The organism is Halomicronema sp. CCY15110, from assembly GCF_016888165.1.
GTDB lineage: Bacteria > Cyanobacteriota > Cyanobacteriia > Phormidesmidales > Phormidesmidaceae > Halomicronema.
Map to the genome: position 1 here is coordinate 1 of NZ_JACSWC010000216.1, position 13,495 is coordinate 13,495.

Sequence of the window (13,495 nt, forward strand, 5' to 3'; positions counted from 1 at the left end):
TATCACTGTCCAGGTAAGAGGTTGAGGGTTGAGCGGAGTCGAAACCCGTCTGCGAAATAATTGTGTCCACCTACTTAGCCCAACCTGATTGCGACTTGATTGACGTGAGCGATATCAGAAATATAAAGAAAAAATCAAACAAGTGACGCAAGTATATCCTCTGAGCCCTGGCGGGCAACTCGTCACTTGAAATCACATCCAAGAGCATATTGAAGCATGAACGCAATGACTGGCATGGGTTCCTGACATCACAGCCGATAGAGGGACGTGTTCGAGAGATCGCGATCGCCCTTTCAACTCATCAACTCCTTTAGGTTTAAGCAAAATTAATTGTTGCCTGCCAGATTTTTATTTACAATTAGTTACATAGTGTTTGTTAAATGTCGTCGATAGAATCTAATGTTGATGCCCCTGCCTTTTGTCTGCCCCGCCTTTCAGTTGAAACTCTTCAAGTTTTACGATCATGGTGAAATTCGTGAAGCCATGATGTACCAAAATCTCATCATGATCCAGGCAAAGCGCTTCTCCAGCAGCGATCGCGATGTGGCTTACCAATTTGCCTCGGCGCTAGGGCAGAGTTATCAAACTGTCATCGCTGCTGACAGCAGCAGTTATCAGGTATGGGTCGATATCCGGTGCCGTGACTACTCTGAGGCCCTGGCTCATGCCACTAATGCTTCTGGGGTTACTCGTCCCGTGTCTGCCATTAATCCGGGTCGATGGTCAAGGGATGTTGCCTAGTTTTGCCCGACTCACGGGGCGTAAAACTTGTTGGAAAACCTGACCAAACCTATCTGCCCTCTCGTTCAAACATGGACGAGGGGGCAGATAGGTTTTGAGAACCGAGAGAGATGTCTTGAGTCACCCAGCTACGATCGCAATCTGTATCCATTACCAACTGCTGCCCAGACTGACTCTGAAACTGATCCAGGGACTTACCTGGCAGCGGCTCCCGAGTCGCGCCATGGGCACTTTCCCGCCACCCATCATCAGTCGTCAGCACACAGGGAATCAGACACAATTCGAATCACCCTCTGAATTACTGATTCCATCTGCACACAGTCAACTTAAATCCCGTCATCAACAAGCGGCCCCCGATCAGTAATGTCGGCTTTTCTCCTTCACAGCCTTTCCACAATCCGTCAGGAATCGCAATATCCGGAAGCTTCTCCGGTAACAATAGATACGACCTGTAGAAAAAATTAAATAAATAAAGTTGTTGCGGAAAATATATTTTTGAGCAATTCAACTCTTCTGGTGATGATTTGAAGGCAATGGAGCCATCCAAAAGTCTTTTCAGTTATGTACCTGATGGCTTTCGGTATGTCTGCGATCTACCTTCCTGGCTTACAGAATAGACATTGATTCATCAAATATAATTTTATCTGTCACAAGGAAGATTATTTTTTGACGGCTTATTATTTACGATGATGTACATAAAAATTATTTTTCTGCGTTTTTGACAGTCGTTTACACAAGCTCGTTTTGCTGTATTTGCTGTAAATAGCGTGAGCTTATGCCTCTGCCTTTTGTCTGTCCTGTCTTTCAGTTAAAGCTCTTCAAGTTTTACGATGATGGTGAAATTCATGAAGCCACCATGTATCAAAACCTCATCATGATCCAGGCAAAGCTCTTCTCCAGCCAAGATCGCGATGTGGCTTACCGATTTGCATCAGCGCTAGGCCAGAGTTACCAAACTGTCATCGCTGCTGACAGCAGCAGTTATCAAGTATGGGTCGATATCCGCTGTCGTGACTACTCTGAGGCCCTGGCTCATGCCACTAATGCTTCTGGGGTTGCTCGTCCCGTGTCTGCCATTAATCCGGGCCAATGGTCAAGGGATGTTGCCTAGTTTTGCCCGACTCACGGGGCGTAAAACTTGTTGGAAAACCTGATCAAGCCTATTTGCCCTCTCGTCCATGTTTGAACGAGAGGGATTTAAGTTTTGAGGGGCGAGTTATGTGTCCTTGGTAGACTCGGTGGGGAGATCGCGCCAAACCCGACCCACCTCACCCCCGCAGTCCGCATCTTTCCCCTCCTGACCCTAGCCGGCACGCGATCGCCCTACCTCGATCCCGTCCGCGATCACTTTTCGCAAGCGGGATTTAGGGGGCGATCGTCCCTACCCACTATGAATTTCAAAAAGGCGACAACCCAATGCTGCTCATCGGTTGAGTGTTACAAAATCATTTCCCCGACGATATGCCTCTTGAGAAAAGTACAAGCGCTAAAATTGGAATCGACTACGTTTAACGGCTTATGACTCTATCTATCGACCTGCCACCCGAACTAGAGCAATACCTTTTGCAAGAAGCCAAACAGCAAGGGTTATCCGTTGAGGCAATGACCTTACAGCTCTTAACGAAACTGCTGCAACTTAGACAGAAGCAAGCTGAGACTGTCGATATGCTGGAGTCTTGGCTTGAGGATGAAGATGTCGCCGACCAGCAGGAAACTGGGGAATATTTAGTGCAGGCACTGGACGAAGATCGCTTGTCTGAGCGCAAGTTATTTCCGCTGGAGATGCAGGGAATCACGTGGTAGTTCGGGCGATCGTATTAGATACAGGGCCAATCGGATTGATCACGAATCCGAAGCTTTCCTCCCAGGGCATTGCTTGTAACCAGTGGCTCCAGGTTCATCTCAAAGCAGGCGATCGCGTGATTGTGCCAGAAATTGCTGATTACGAAGTCCGTCGCGAACTGTTAAGAGCTGACAAAAAGAGGGGCTTGGCTCGATTAGAGGGTTTGTGTCAAGGACTTGAGTATTTACCGATTACCACGACTGCTATGCGCCAAGCAGCAGCCCTTTGGGCACAATCACGACAGCAAGGGCAGCCCACGGCAGGAGATAAAACGATTGACGGTGACATGATTTTGATTGCTCAAACTCAGACACTGGGAGACTCTGATGTGGTGATTGCCACAACGAATGTCGGGCATCTATCGAGGTTTGTGGCAGCGGATCTCTGGCAGAACCTCCTAACTGAGTGATTGTTACCCGAATCTTTTGAGTGATAGGGGTTGGCCGGTGCCGCCGCGCCGCACCATGATCAGCTCGCTGCAAATGCTGATGGCGATTTCGGCGGGGGTGAGGGCACCGATGTCGAGGCCGATGGGGGCATATAAGTTAGAGACCTGTTGAGGATCGATGCCCTGGAATTGCAGGGCTTGGAGGGCTTTGGTGACGCGCTTTTGGCTGCCGATCATGCCGAGGTAGGTGCAGGGGGGCTGGCGGGTGGCGAGGGCTTGCAGGGCGGGCAGGTCGTAGTCGATGCCACGGGTGACGAGGGCGGCGTAGAGCTGGCTGTGGTGAGCGATCGCCCCCACCACTTCACTTATCGGCCCATGAAACAACCGTTCCGCTTGGGGAAAGTTGTCGGGGCTGGCCCACTCGGGGCGATCGTCTTGCACCAGAATGCGAAATCCCGCCAGGTGGGCGACTTTGGCGAGTTGGATGCCGCAGTGTCCCGCGCCGACAATCAGCAACAGCGGCGACGGCAGCAGCGTTTCCTGGAAGCGCTCGGGAGAAGATTCCCAAGGGGCTGAAGGATCGGCATCATTAGCCGTGGCGACGGTGGGCGGCGCAGCCGCGTTGAGGACGGTTGTGAGGGTGACAGCTTGGCCGCTTTCGAGGGTTTGGATGATGTGTTGGACGATCGCGATCGCCTCCTCCCCGACCCACCGGGCCACCCACACCTGCATGTGACCGCCGCAGATCCCCTGAATCTCTCGATGCGGCGCACCGGACAGATCGACCGTGACGGCTTGGGCCTGACCCGTTTGCAAAACCGTTTGGGCCTGTTGCAGCACTTTAGCCTCGCCCGCGCCGCCGCCAATGGTGCCAAAGGTTTCGCCGGACGCTGCGAGCATTAGCTTGGCCCCGACCTCGCGCGGGGTGGAGCCGTTGGTGTGGATGACGGTGGCGATCGCCACCGGGCCGCGAGTCAGCGCCGCCGCTACCCGCTGAAAAAATTGCAAACTCGTTGACATGCCAATTTGATGTGGAGACCTGCGGCCAGGTTATGTCAGCTCTCTAAACCCAGATTACCGATGAGAATGAAAGAGTGAAACTCCAGCCAAGAACATTGATAGCCCCCTTCAACAAGGGGGCGGCAACAGCGGGGGATCGCCAATCCATCACTTTCACTTAGAGGCAATCAAATTAGCTAGCCACGGAAACCGTAGCTTGAGAGAGCGGCTGGCGCATCGCGTCGATCGCTTTCAGCGTCGCTTCGGGCGTGGCGGGCGAGGTTAACGGTACCCAGTCTGGCGCATTGCCAAAGGCCGCGATCGCGGCCCGCATCGCCTCCCGCACCGAAAAGGCCAGCATCAACGGCGGTTCGCCCACAGCCTTGCTGCCGTAGATCGTGCCATCCTGCGCGGCCCGCTCTAATAGGTGAACGTGGAAGGCTGCCGGCACTTCGCTGATAGTGGGAATTTTGTAAGTGCTGGGGGCAAAGGTGCGCAGACGCCCCGCGTCGTCCCACACCAGTTCTTCCATCGTCAGCCAGCCCAACCCTTGCACAAAGCCGCCTTCGACCTGACCCTGGTCCACCAGCGGATTCAGCGACTCCCCCACGTCGTGAACGATATCGACCTGGCGCAGCTTAAAGGTGCCGGTAAAGCCATCCACCTCGACCTCGCTCACCGCCGCCCCATAGGCAAAGTAATAGAAGGGGTGGCCGCTGTAGGTTTCGGGATCCCAGCTAATGTTGGGGGTGCGATAAAAGCCCGTCGCCGCCAGGGAAATGCGGGCGTTGTAGGCCGCCTGCACCACCTCGGTAAACGGCACCCGTAGATGGGGCGCAGTGAGGCAGTGGACGTGCCCGTCGGCAAACACCATTTCTTCGGGGCCATCTAACCGCAGCAGCTCAGCGGCAACGGGGCACAGGCGTTCCTTCAGCGTTTCGCAGGCGTCTTTCACCGCTTGACCGTTTAAATCAGAACCGCTGGAAGCCGCCGTGGCGGAGGTGTTGGGCACTTTGTCGGTGCTGGTGTGCATCATCCGAATGCGATCGCTCGGGATGCCCAGCGATCGCGCCGCGACCTGTTGCATCTTGGTGTGCAACCCCTGCCCCATCTCCGTGCCGCCGTGATTAAGCTGAATGCTGCCGTCGGTGTAGATCAGCACCAGCGCCCCCGCCTGGTTGTAGACCTTTTTGTTGAAGGAAATGCCAAACTTCACCGGGGTAATGGCGAGACCTCGTTTGTAATGGCGGCTCCGCTGATTAAACGCCGCGATGGCTCGATCTCGCTCCTCGTAGCGGGCCTGGGTTTTCACCTCAGTCCACACCCGTTGAATGCGATTATCCACCAGCACTTGACCATAGTGCGTCGTGTTCGTTTCGCCCTCGCCGTGGTAAAAATTCTGCTCCCGCACTGTGTGGGCCGGACGCCCGACGGTGCGCGCCACGTGATCGATCACGTCTTCGATCACCAGCATGCCCTGGGGGCCACCAAAGCCGCGAAAGGCCGTATTCGACACGCGATGGGTCTGGGTCAGATAGCCTTTGAGATCGACATGGGGGATGTAGTAGGCGTTGTCGGCGTGCAGCATGGCCCGCAACAGCACCGGGGGCGAGAGATCCAAACTCCACCCAGCATCGCTGTAGAGGTGCAGCACCAAAGCTTTGAGGGTGCCGTCGCGATCGCACCCCACCTGGTAGCGCCCCACAAAGCCGTGGCGTTTGCCCGTCACGATCATGTCTTGGTGGCGGCGAAAACTGACCCGCGCGGGCCGACCCGTTTGGTAAGCCGCCAGGGCCGCGATCGCCGCCAGGGGATTCGCCTGGGACTCTTTGCCGCCAAAGGCTCCCCCCATGCGCAAACAGGTCACCACCACCTGATTTAGCGGCAGTTTCAACACTTCGGCGATCGCGGCTTGGGTCGCGCTGGGGTGTTGGGTGGAGGAATAGACTTGAAACGTGCCATCCGTTGCCGGCATCGCCCACGCCGCCTGGGTTTCGAGATAGAAATGGTCTTGTCCCCCCATCTCCACTTCCCCGGTCAGCACGTGATCCGCCGCCGCCATCGCCCCCTCCGGATCGCCCCGGCGACACACATCCGGCGCACTGTGAAAACTGTCGGCAGCGATCGCGTCCGCCACCGTGAGCAAGGCGGGCAGCGGTTCATACTCAATCTGCACTTGTTCGGCCCCCAGCCGCGCCGCCTGTTCCGTTTCGCCCACGACCCAGACCACCGGCTGGCCCCAATAACTCACTTCCTCCGTGGGCAACAGCGGTTCATCAGCGCGGATCACCCCGGTATTGTTCTGCCCCGGAATATCCGCCGCCGTCAGCACTGTGACGACACCAGGCACCGCCAGCGCCGCCCCCGTTGCTACCGTGAGAATGCGCGCATGGGCGTGGGGCGACAGGACGGGATACAGCGACAGCAGCCCAAATGGCGGTCGCTGATCGTCGGTGTAAACGGCCCGACCAGTAACATGGCCGATCGCACTTTCATGGCTTTGTTGTCGATCACGGTTACTCATCCCACCCGTTCCCCTTGCTCGCTAGGAGCAAACTCCACAAAGAACTTTTCCAACAAATTGGCAATCAGGCGCTGGCGATAGTCCGCACTGCCCCGCAAATCACTCATCGGCGTAAAGGCCGATCGCAACTGTTCCTTGGCCGCCAACACCGTCTCCCACGTCCAGGGCTGACCCACCAGCCACTCTTCGACAGCGATCGCCCGCACGGGAGTCGCCCCCACGCCGCCATAGGCCAGTCGCGCCGCCACCACGCGGTTTTGCGCGTCCAAATCAACGCGATAGGCCGCCGCCACAATGCTGATATCGTCGGTGCCCCGCTTGCCCACCTTGTAAGACTGGCTGAGTCGCTGCGCCACCGCGATCGGCTGGGTTGTGGGCAGGGTGATGCTCACGATCACCTCCCCCGTCCGCAAAGCCGTCACGCGATAGCCCTGGAAAAAGTCCGCGATCGCAATTTCCCGCTGGCCGGTCGCACTCGCCACGTGAATCGTCGCGTCCAGCGCCAACAGCACCGGCAACAGATCGCCAATGGGCGAAGCAGTGCCCAAGTTACCCCCTAGCGTCGCCCGGTTGCGCACCTGCCGCGCCGCAAACCAATACAGCATTTCATCCAGACTGGGAAACACCCCCCGCAGCCGCTCTTCAATCTGGCTCAGGGGCACCGCCGCCCCGATGGTCACAACGTCATCCGTTTGCTCCAGCTGCTGCAACTCAGCCACTGCTTCTAGGGCAATCATGACGGGATAATGCTGGCGATACCAGCTCATTTCCAGCCCGAGATCGGTGGCCCCCGCCACCAACGTCGCGTCGGGATGCGCCGCTAACAACTCCAGCACTGCGGCTAGCTGGATGGGGCGATAAAACTGTTGCCCCTGGGCGCTGTAGGCCGTGCCCTCTAGCTGAGTGGGGACTTGACGCAACAGGGCTGAAAAGCCATCGTCCCCGTGGGATTCCGCCGCCACCCGCTGGGCCGCCCGCCGAATCGGCAGATACCCCGTGCAGCGACAGAGATTGCCCTCCACCGTGACCTCAGCCGCCACGCGATCGCTGTAATACCCCGCAAACAAGCTCATGATGAATCCCGGTGTGCAGTAACCGCACTGGGAACCGCCCAAATCCACCATCGCCTGCTGCACGGGATGCAGATGGCCGTTCGCAATCCCTTCCACCGTGTAAATATGCCGCCCCCCCAAACTGCCGATGGGCAGCAGGCAGCTATTCACTGCCTGATACTGAGGCTGCCCCGTGGCATCAGCCCCCACCATGACGACCGTGCAAGCCCCACAGTCCCCATCGCCACACCCTTCCTTAGTGCCGACATAACCGTGCTGCCGCAAATAACTCAGCAACGTTTGGGTCGGTGAGACATCATGGAGGGCGATCGCCGCTCCGTTCAGCGTCAATGGCAAATTCGTTGTGGGTAAAGAGGAGGACATTAATTCAACAGCAAGTAACAGCAGACATTTCCATGAACTTTGTCGGTAGACAGCAACTCTCTCAGAACGGCAATGCTGCCGACGATATTTGCCGCCAATTATAAGTAGTTCAGTCGCCCCTGTTGATGTCGAGTATCGTGACAATTGCGAGAATTTGGGGTGGAAATCACTGTATTGAAACTCGCCGCGATCGCACAAGTCCTTCCAGGCCAACGCTGGTCAGTCCATTGCCGCAATTGTAGACGAGGGCAATCAATCGTTACCGTGCATCGAGCCGTCACGATTCACTGATAAATCGCTACCTGAAAATGATGGGATTCTGCGTCCCAACTTTGACTGGTGGCAACCATACTTTAACTGTCGTTTTTGAGCGATCGCGCCGAAATTTTTGCATGTTTTCCAGTTCCCGTGACGCGCCTGGGATCACGCTACGGCATTTTCGGGATCAGCGTCATATTGCTGCGCCGTTGCCGTCACCCGCCCTTGGCCCTGCGGCAATCTTCCCGGCTGTGGAGAGACCGGGCAACGGGGCTACCGGTGGTCGATGCGGGCATCTGGATGTCCCCAGGGATGGGAATAACCCGCTACTCTGGAGAACAGTGCCTTAATGACTTTGCCAAACCCTATGGACTCTGAACTCGCGCCCCAGTTTTCCAGTACCCTCCGCCGCATCGGGTTGGTGGTGATCACCCTGCTGGTCAGCGTCATTATGGGGAGTGCCCTCGTCGCGAGTTGGAACGAGCCCCAAGTCGCCAGTCGCTTAGAGCTGTATCAAACGGATTTGTTGTTGCAGGCCACCGCGTGGGAAGGCGATGGCTTGCCCGTAGAGCAGGTAGAGACGCTGCGGCGCAATTTGTTGGGAGCCGACCCCATTGCGAATGCCCAAAAAAACTACGCCTCGGTGCGGGCCACGGCAGTCAGTACGCTAGATGAAAATGCGGCCTCAGTCGGTGACGGCATCCCGGCCTCTCCCCGGTTACAAAATGCGATCGCGGGCCAGTCGGAACTGCTCGATGCGCTCGATTTGCGCTTAGGCATTTTGGAAGCGGAGCAGGAAGCCTTAGACGCGGCACAAACGAGCTGGGATGCCGTGAAATCGCGCCATGCGCGGGGCGATCGCCTTTGGCGTACTGCCGATACCCTGGACGCCATTTGGCGCGATCAGGCGCTACCGGATGATAGCGAAACGCTGATTACGGCCACGCTGCAAGGATGGTTTCAGAATCGGGCACTGGCACAATACTATCGACGCACCGAAGACTTGGTGGCATTGACGGTCTTAGAACAAACCGAGACCGAAAAGGCCCAAGGGCTGATTTTGACGCTAGCGGCGGTGGGCGTGTTTCCAGCGGTGGGGGCGCTCACTGGCATTTTGTTGCTCATTGGGCTCGGCATCCAGCGCTGGGTGAAAGGAGCCGATGCGTTGCTGGCGCAAAACCGAGATCGCGGTTGGGAGGTGCCCTGGTCGGCGGAAACAATTTGGCTCGTGGTGGTGGGTGGCTTTTTGTTTATGGGGCAGTTAGTGGTGCCCGTCGCCATTAGTCCCCTGCGGGGCTTATTCGCAGGCGCAGGCATTCGCGGACAAGCACTGTTTGCCCTGACCTACTATCTAATGATGTCGGTTGGCGCGATCGCTGTCCTCTGGTTCGCGATTCGGTCTTATCGCCCCTTGCCGCCCGACTGGTTTAAGGTCAAGCTGCGGAGTGGGTGGTGGCTATGGGGACTCGGCGGCTACTTTGCGGCGCTGCCGCTGATGTTGACCGTCTCCGTGCTGAACCAGCAGATTTGGCAGGGACAAGGCGGCAGCAATCCGCTGCTGCAAACGGTACTCGAAGCCCAAGATCCCTTCGCCCTGACGATTTTCTTCATCACTGCTTCGGTCGCCGCCCCGTTGTTTGAAGAGTTCTTATTTCGCGGCTTTTTGCTGCCGTCGTTGACGCGCTACATGCCCGTTGGGGGGGCGATCGCCGTCAGCAGTCTGGTATTTGCGATCGCTCACCTCAGCCTGTCCGAAGTGTTGCCCTTGGCGGTGCTCGGCGGCGTGTTGGGGATTGTGTATACGCGATCGCGCAACCTGCTGGCCCCCATGCTGCTCCACAGCGCCTGGAATAGTGTCACCATGCTGGGCTTGTTTCTCCTCGGCAGTAGCGCCAACTAGCGGTGTCCCGTCGATTGGGGGATCTATCAGGGGACGGGTCCCTCGTACTCCACCTGATTTGATCGGGGTTGCCGACAGGGACCCGTCCCCTCCTCGGCGTAAGTCGCATGACAATCCAGTCAGAGCAGGTGCTGCTCGCGTGTCTGATCAGCCGCCACACTGTTTGCGCTGGCGCTGGATGCGGTTTTGCAACTCCTTGGTGAAGCCCATCTCGGCATCGGCGGCGAGGCGATCGAACTCCCGGCGAAAGTGGGCGGCGACGGTGGGGTTGCGAATGACCAGCAAGTCTTCGTCGTTGGTGTGGTTGGCGGCGGCGCTCCAGTTGTGGGAGCCGACAATGACCGTGTGATTGTCGATCAGGGCGAACTTGTGGTGCAGCTTGTCCCCTGCTGGCAGATTGGGGGTGCCGACGGTGGCGATCGGCTGCGTCCACGGCTGGTTATGGGCTTCGTACTTACAGCGGTGGTCGGGCATGGCCGTGCCGAGCATGTCCAGAGCCTCGCTGTAGCTGCGGTAAACGAAATCACGATCCACCAGGGCCTGCACCGTGACACCCGCTTGAGACTTTTGGGCGAGGCGATCGCTAATCCCCTGGTCGGAAAAGACAAACAGCGCCAGATCAACGCTACTGCTGGCCTGGTCTAACGTTTGGCTGATTAGCCCATTCACACTGCGGCTCCAGGGTTCCGTTTCTGACACCGGGGAAAACTGCACCGTGACCTGGGAGCCGGGGAGGCTGACAACGCTGGGCGATCGCAGTGGTTTCTGCAACCCAAACAGGCTATCTTCTTTGCCCTCTGGCCCATCGCCCCACATCAGGTCAAATTCATCCTCTAGCACTGCCGCCAGTTCGGGACTGTCGATGCGCAGCAGGGCATTGGCGTTGCCGCGACTCTCCGCCGAGGCAAAGTCACCGTGAATCCCAGAGGTCGTCCAATTAGCGGAACCGAGCACCACCGTGCGATCATCCACCACCATAAATTTGTGGTGCATCAAGCCACTGCCCTTCGAGCCATCGGCGGTGTCATCCAACAGCGGCACCTGGCCTTGGGTCAAAATGCGGATGGCGTCGCGCTGCTCGACTTCTTCAGCAGTGATTTTACCGTTGCCGTTGGCATCAATCAGCCGCTGCTTTTCGGAATGCTTGGACTGCTGATACTCGTCCACTTGCCCTGACTGGAACTCATTCAGCGGCTGCCAGACCCGGTTGTACTGATTTTCCACAATGATACGCACGTCAACGCCAGATTGGGCGCGATCGCGTAACGCTAGCGCAATTTTCGGCAAGGTGATTTCCTGCACTGCCACGTCGATAGAGGTGTTGGCGGCGGCGATCTCATCTAAAATCACCTGCTCCAAATCGTCCCCCTGCCGCCGAATCTGGCGATAGGGGTCGGTATACAGGCTGGCTGGCGACTGATTGAGATAAACCTGAATGTAAGGATCTTGCGGTAAGGGAGACGCCAGCGACGGGCGCGTAAACAGCGGCAACAGCCAATGATGAGCTGCTAATACCAGCAAAATTGCGCCCAGCAGCAAACCGCCGAGACGCCGTTGTTGACGTGTGAGATGCATACCCTGGCCCTGTGAAGAAGCGACTGCCTTTAGTGCGCCCAAGCCAGGGCTCAGGATAACCCCGCAAGATTGCGGAAATTTCCGTTTCAGGGACTCATGATTGCGATTTCCTGCGCTAGACTTTGAAGCCGCGAGGTGCGAAACTTGCGAAATTGTCAGGAAATGCTGGCACCGATGCGTCCACGGTAACGTCATCTATATCTACGCAGTTTCCCGAAAGGAGACACCAGATTGAGAGTTGATTGGCTACTTCCCATGGGGCTGGCAGCGACCAGTGCGCTGGTTTATACCCTGCCTGCCGAAGCGACCCAGTTGCGTTTCTGGCGATTTGACCAGCAGCGCAATCAGTTGGTTTTTAACACCGACTCGCCCGTGCAGCCCCGCGCCCAAATGGTCTTTAACCCGACCCGAGTCGTGATTGACTTGCCGGGGACAACCCTGGGCCGTCCTCCCCAGCGGCAAGCGGTCGGGGGCGCAATTCGGGAAGTGCGATCGGGCCAATTTGACGCCCAAACGGCCCGCCTGGTGATTGAACTAGCCCCCGGCTATACCCTGGATCCTCGGGCGGTCGAAGTGCGCGGCCTCAGAAGTAATGAATGGGTGGTGCAGTTGCCCCAACCCCAGGCATCTGGTGGTGCCACGACTAGCCCCAGCGGCAACTCCGTCACGGGCGAATATTCAACCAATGGGGCCATGACGTTTCTGTCTGGAGTGGTGACCACCGCCGATGGCTTCTTTATCCGCACCAGCGGCGAAATTCCGACCATTAACTTAGAGCGGACAGGCCAACCGGGCGGCGAACGGCAAATTATTCTTGACCTCTTTGATAGCTCTATTTCGCCCTTTTTGAAAGCCGAAGCGTTGCCCAACAGCCGGTACAGCGTCAGTCGTTGGGATATTACCCAAGACCCCCAGCGCAACGTGACGCGGGTTGTGATGACTCTAGGGCCGGGCAGCCCCGACTGGGAAGTCACTCCCACTAATATTGGTACGCAAACTGGCATTGTGCTGGTGCCGCCCAGTGGCGTCTCCATTAGCGCGATTCCTGATAATCCGACTCAGGGCAATCCGCAGATCGCAGTGCCCCCCACGGCCCAACCACCGTCTAACCCAAGGCCGCAACCCAATCTGCCACCGCAGCCGACCACACCCACGTTTCCGCCTGTGGTGAATAATGTCCGGGTTCGAGTGGCGATCGATCCCGGACATGGAGGACGCGATCCGGGGGCCGTGGGCATTGGCGGCCTACAAGAAAAGAACGTCGTTTTTCCGGTGTCGCAGCGGGTGGCGCAGTTGCTGCGGGAAGCGGGGGTCGATGTCGTGATGACCCGCACTTCCGATGTCACGCTGGATTTAGAACCCCGCGCCGCCATTGCCAATAACGCCAACGCCACAGTCTTTTTGAGCATTCACGCCAACGCGATTAGTATGAGTCGCCCGGATGTGAACGGTGTCGAGACTTACTACTACTCCGCAGCGGGGCAGCAGCTAGCGAGCATTATTCATGCGAATGTGCTGCCGGCTTCGGGATTTGGCGATCGCGGCGTCAAGCAAGCTCGCTTTTATGTCCTGCGCAATACTGCCATGCCCGCTGCCCTGCTGGAACTAGGGTTTGTCACGGGCGCGAACGACGCCCCCAAACTCCGCGACCCCGCTTGGCAAGAAAACATTGCCCAAGCGATCACTCGCGGCCTGCTGCAATATCTGGAGCCCTATCGGCGGTAGCGATCGCGCCTCCCTATTTCTGACTCCGCTACACTAGGGACACGCTGAGTGGTGTTTGCCCATGTCTGCCTCTCCCCTTGAAATCCAGCAGCCGTCACCAGAGCAG

The 13,495-nt window shown here is 57.4% G+C and carries 11 protein-coding genes; 7 read left to right on the forward strand and 4 right to left on the reverse strand.

Annotation, left to right across the window (positions count from 1 at the left end):
• The first annotated feature begins 405 nt into the window (after positions 1 to 405).
• The 4 genes from JUK32_RS07585 to JUK32_RS07600 all read left to right on the forward strand — a co-directional run bounded on the left by JUK32_RS07585 (position 406) and on the right by JUK32_RS07600 (position 2,993).
• Positions 406 to 741 carry a hypothetical protein gene (locus JUK32_RS07585; protein ID WP_204138249.1) on the forward strand — a complete coding sequence of 112 codons (336 nt, stop codon included), beginning with the start codon at positions 406 to 408 and terminating at the stop codon, positions 739 to 741.
• A gap of 775 nt (positions 742 to 1,516) precedes the next feature.
• The gene (locus JUK32_RS07590) at positions 1,517 to 1,852 is read left to right on the forward strand and encodes a hypothetical protein (protein WP_204138250.1); all 336 of its coding nucleotides are present in this window, start codon (positions 1,517 to 1,519) and stop codon (positions 1,850 to 1,852) included.
• 407 nt (positions 1,853 to 2,259) lie between these two features.
• Positions 2,260 to 2,544 (forward strand): hypothetical protein, encoded by a 285-nt coding sequence (locus tag JUK32_RS07595; protein WP_204138251.1) that lies wholly within the window; start codon positions 2,260 to 2,262, stop codon positions 2,542 to 2,544.
• Positions 2,538 to 2,993 carry a nuclease gene (locus JUK32_RS07600; protein WP_309224509.1) on the forward strand — a complete coding sequence of 152 codons (456 nt, stop codon included), beginning with the start codon at positions 2,538 to 2,540 and terminating at the stop codon, positions 2,991 to 2,993. Before JUK32_RS07595 ends, JUK32_RS07600 begins: the two co-directional genes overlap by 7 nt.
• 3 nt (positions 2,994 to 2,996) lie before the next feature.
• Here the strand turns inward: JUK32_RS07600 and JUK32_RS07605 are convergent, their stop codons facing one another.
• The 3 genes from JUK32_RS07605 to xdhA all read right to left on the reverse strand — a co-directional run bounded on the left by JUK32_RS07605 (position 2,997) and on the right by xdhA (position 7,931).
• Entirely contained in the window at positions 2,997 to 3,992 is a 996-nt protein-coding gene (locus JUK32_RS07605; protein WP_204138252.1) for an XdhC family protein, read from the reverse strand.
• A gap of 172 nt (positions 3,993 to 4,164) precedes the next feature.
• Entirely contained in the window at positions 4,165 to 6,495 is a 2,331-nt protein-coding gene (gene xdhB / locus JUK32_RS07610) for a xanthine dehydrogenase molybdopterin binding subunit (protein ID WP_204138253.1), read from the reverse strand.
• Positions 6,492 to 7,931 (reverse strand): xanthine dehydrogenase small subunit, encoded by a 1,440-nt coding sequence (gene xdhA / locus JUK32_RS07615; RefSeq protein WP_204138254.1) that lies wholly within the window; start codon positions 7,929 to 7,931, stop codon positions 6,492 to 6,494. The genes xdhB and xdhA overlap by 4 nt, the downstream gene beginning before the upstream one ends.
• Before the next feature lie 408 nt (positions 7,932 to 8,339).
• Between xdhA and JUK32_RS07620 the strand changes: the two genes are divergently transcribed.
• Both JUK32_RS07620 and JUK32_RS07625 read left to right on the forward strand, forming a co-directional pair.
• A complete protein-coding gene (locus tag JUK32_RS07620) occupies positions 8,340 to 8,567 on the forward strand; it encodes a hypothetical protein (protein WP_204138255.1) in 228 nt (75 codons plus the stop codon).
• Positions 8,557 to 10,089, forward strand: coding sequence for a CPBP family intramembrane glutamic endopeptidase (locus tag JUK32_RS07625; RefSeq protein WP_204138256.1), 1,533 nt, complete (start codon positions 8,557 to 8,559; stop codon positions 10,087 to 10,089). Before JUK32_RS07620 ends, JUK32_RS07625 begins: the two co-directional genes overlap by 11 nt.
• A 147-nt stretch (positions 10,090 to 10,236) precedes the next feature.
• Here JUK32_RS07625 and JUK32_RS07630 read toward each other — a convergent pair whose 3' ends face one another.
• The gene (locus tag JUK32_RS07630) at positions 10,237 to 11,664 is read right to left on the reverse strand and encodes a phospholipase D-like domain-containing protein (RefSeq protein WP_204138257.1); all 1,428 of its coding nucleotides are present in this window, start codon (positions 11,662 to 11,664) and stop codon (positions 10,237 to 10,239) included.
• A 231-nt stretch (positions 11,665 to 11,895) separates the two neighbouring features.
• Between JUK32_RS07630 and JUK32_RS07635 the strand changes: the two genes are divergently transcribed.
• The gene (locus tag JUK32_RS07635) at positions 11,896 to 13,389 is read left to right on the forward strand and encodes an N-acetylmuramoyl-L-alanine amidase (RefSeq protein ID WP_239112432.1); all 1,494 of its coding nucleotides are present in this window, start codon (positions 11,896 to 11,898) and stop codon (positions 13,387 to 13,389) included.
• Positions 13,390 to 13,495: the final 106 nt, after the last annotated feature.